The following is a 2,163-nucleotide window of genomic DNA, read 5'->3' on the forward strand; positions in this document are numbered from 1 at the left end:
TGCTCGCGATGGGGCCATGACAGGCAACCCTTGCCCACACGCCACCAGGAGTCTTTATGAGCCGAACCATTCCCGAACCGGATCTCAACTACCTGCAAAAAGTGCTGCTGGAAATGCTCGCCATTCCCAGCCCTACAGGCTTTACCGACACCATCGTGCGTTACGTTGCCGAGCGCCTCGAAGAACTCGGCATACCCTTTGAAATGACGCGGCGCGGGACCATTCGCGCCACCCTCAAGGGCCAGAAAAACAGCCCCGACCGCGCCGTGTCCGCACACCTGGACACCATCGGCGCCGCCGTGCGTGCGGTCAAAGACAACGGCCGCCTGAGCCTGGCGCCGGTGGGTTGCTGGTCCAGCCGTTTTGCCGAAGGCAGCCGGGTCAGCCTGTTCACCGACAACGGCGTGATCCGCGGCAGTGTGTTGCCGTTGATGGCCTCCGGGCACGCGTTCAACACCGCCGTGGATGAAATGCCGGTGAGCTGGGACCACGTCGAATTGCGCCTGGACGCTTACTGCGCCACCCGCGCCGACTGCGATTCGCTGGGCATCAGCATTGGCGACTATGTAGCCTTTGACCCGCTGCCCGAGTTCACCGAAAGCGCACATCAGTGCCCGTCACCTGGACGATAAAGCCGGTGTCGCCGCGCTGTTGGCGGCGCTCAAAGCAATCATCGACAGTGGTGAACCGCTGCTGATCGACTGCCACCCGCTGTTCACCATTACCGAAGAAACCGGCAGTGGCGCAGCGGCCGCCCTGCCCTGGGATGTCAGCGAATTTGTCGGCATTGATATTGCCCCGGTCGCGCCCGGCCAGCACTCCAGCGAACACGCGGTAAGCGTGGCCATGCAGGATTCTGGCGGGCCGTATGACTATCACCTGTCGCGCCACCTGTTGCGCCTGGCGTCTGACAATGACCTGCCGGTGCGTCGTGACCTGTTCCGGTATTACTTCAGCGACGCGCATTCGGCGGTGACCGCCGGCCACGACATTCGTACCGCATTGCTCGCGTTCGGCTGCGACGCGACCCATGGCTACGAGCGCACGCACATCGACAGCCTGGCCGCGCTGAGCCGCCTGCTGGGTGCGTACATCCTCAGCCCGCCGGTATTCGCCAGCGACGCGCAACCGGCGCAGGGTTCACTGGACCGCTTCAGTCATCAAATCGAGCATGAGACACAGATGGAGAGCGACACGCGCGTGCCATCGGTGGACAGCCTGGTCGGTCAAAAATCCTGACGCTGGCAACGACGAGCCCGGCGCAGTAGGATCGCCGGGTTCTTACCTCTGAGGCTTGTATGCTGATTCCCTACGACGCACTTGAAGTCGATACGCTGACCCGGCTTATCGAAGATTTCGTCACCCGCGACGGCACCGATAACGGCGATGAAACGCCACTCGAAACCCGTGTATTGCGCGTGCGCCATGCGCTGACCAAGGGCCAGGCACTGATCGTGTTCGACCCTGACAGCGAGCAATGCCAATTGATGCTCAAGCACGACGTGCCCAAGCATTTGTTCGACTGAGACGGTTCTAGGAACGGGTTTCGGTTTGGCCTGGTGTGGATTGGCGCGCGAGGATTTTTTGATACACCTCGGCGCGGTGGACTTTGACGCCCTTGGGTGCGTCGATGCCGAACTTCACCTGTTTACCGTTTAGCTCGAGGATGTGCACGGCGATGTCATCGCCGATGGAAATGCTTTCGCCCGGGGAGCGGCTTAGGACCAGCATGGCGGTTGTCCTTTTGGGAGTAACAGAGGCTTGACCATGCCCTTTTGGATGGACGACAACAATGCCTTGCGCTGAAAACAGGCGGGGGCTACACGCGACGGTAATTTGCCTGACAGACGCGCGTGTACATTCAGCCAACCCAATCTCGCAAGCCGAATGCGCGCCTATCAAACTGCAAATAACCCATTGTTTTTGCTATTGGAATTTATGCTTATTCAATCGATTACATACGATATTGCGCACCTCCCGCTTAGGTTGGTGCCTTGGGTTTTGAGTTGCGCCCTTACGGCGGGTATTAAAATCAAAAGCAGGTGGCCTGAAAGCCGACCCCATCTTCCAGGCTGAATGCAGTCAAACTGTGGGAGGGGGCTTGCTCCCGACGTGGCGGTGGGTCGAGTCAATTCATGTATCAACATGTAAAACTGCTATCGG

At 59.6% G+C, this 2,163-nt stretch carries 2 protein-coding genes and 1 pseudogene; 2 read left to right on the plus strand and 1 reads right to left on the minus strand.

Annotated features, from left to right (window positions below):
- Positions 1-56: 56 nt before the first annotated feature.
- Positions 57-1,239, plus strand: a pseudogene (locus tag F0169_RS26895) (osmoprotectant NAGGN system M42 family peptidase).
- 59 nt (positions 1,240-1,298) lie between these two features.
- Positions 1,299-1,526, plus strand: coding sequence for a YheU family protein (locus F0169_RS26900; protein WP_058415664.1), 228 nt, complete (start codon positions 1,299-1,301; stop codon positions 1,524-1,526).
- Positions 1,527-1,533: 7 nt separating this feature from the next.
- On the opposite strand, the gene csrA is transcribed toward F0169_RS26900, so the two are convergent.
- On the minus strand, positions 1,534-1,731 hold the full coding sequence (gene csrA / locus F0169_RS26905; RefSeq protein ID WP_058415665.1) for a carbon storage regulator CsrA: 198 nt from the start codon (positions 1,729-1,731) through the stop codon (positions 1,534-1,536).
- Between the last annotated feature and the right edge of the window lie 432 nt (positions 1,732-2,163).

The sequence above is a fragment of the Pseudomonas kitaguniensis genome (genome assembly GCF_009296165.1).
Taxonomy (GTDB): Bacteria; Pseudomonadota; Gammaproteobacteria; order Pseudomonadales; family Pseudomonadaceae; genus Aquipseudomonas; species Aquipseudomonas kitaguniensis.

Excerpts from the sequence above, each read along its gene's own strand:
- F0169_RS26900 (WP_058415664.1), top strand. The coding sequence starts at position 1,299 with ATGCTGATTCCCTACGACGCACTTGAAGTCGATACGCTGACCCGGCTT.
- csrA (WP_058415665.1), bottom strand. The coding sequence starts at position 1,731 with ATGCTGGTCCTAAGCCGCTCCCCGGGCGAAAGCATTTCCATCGGCGAT.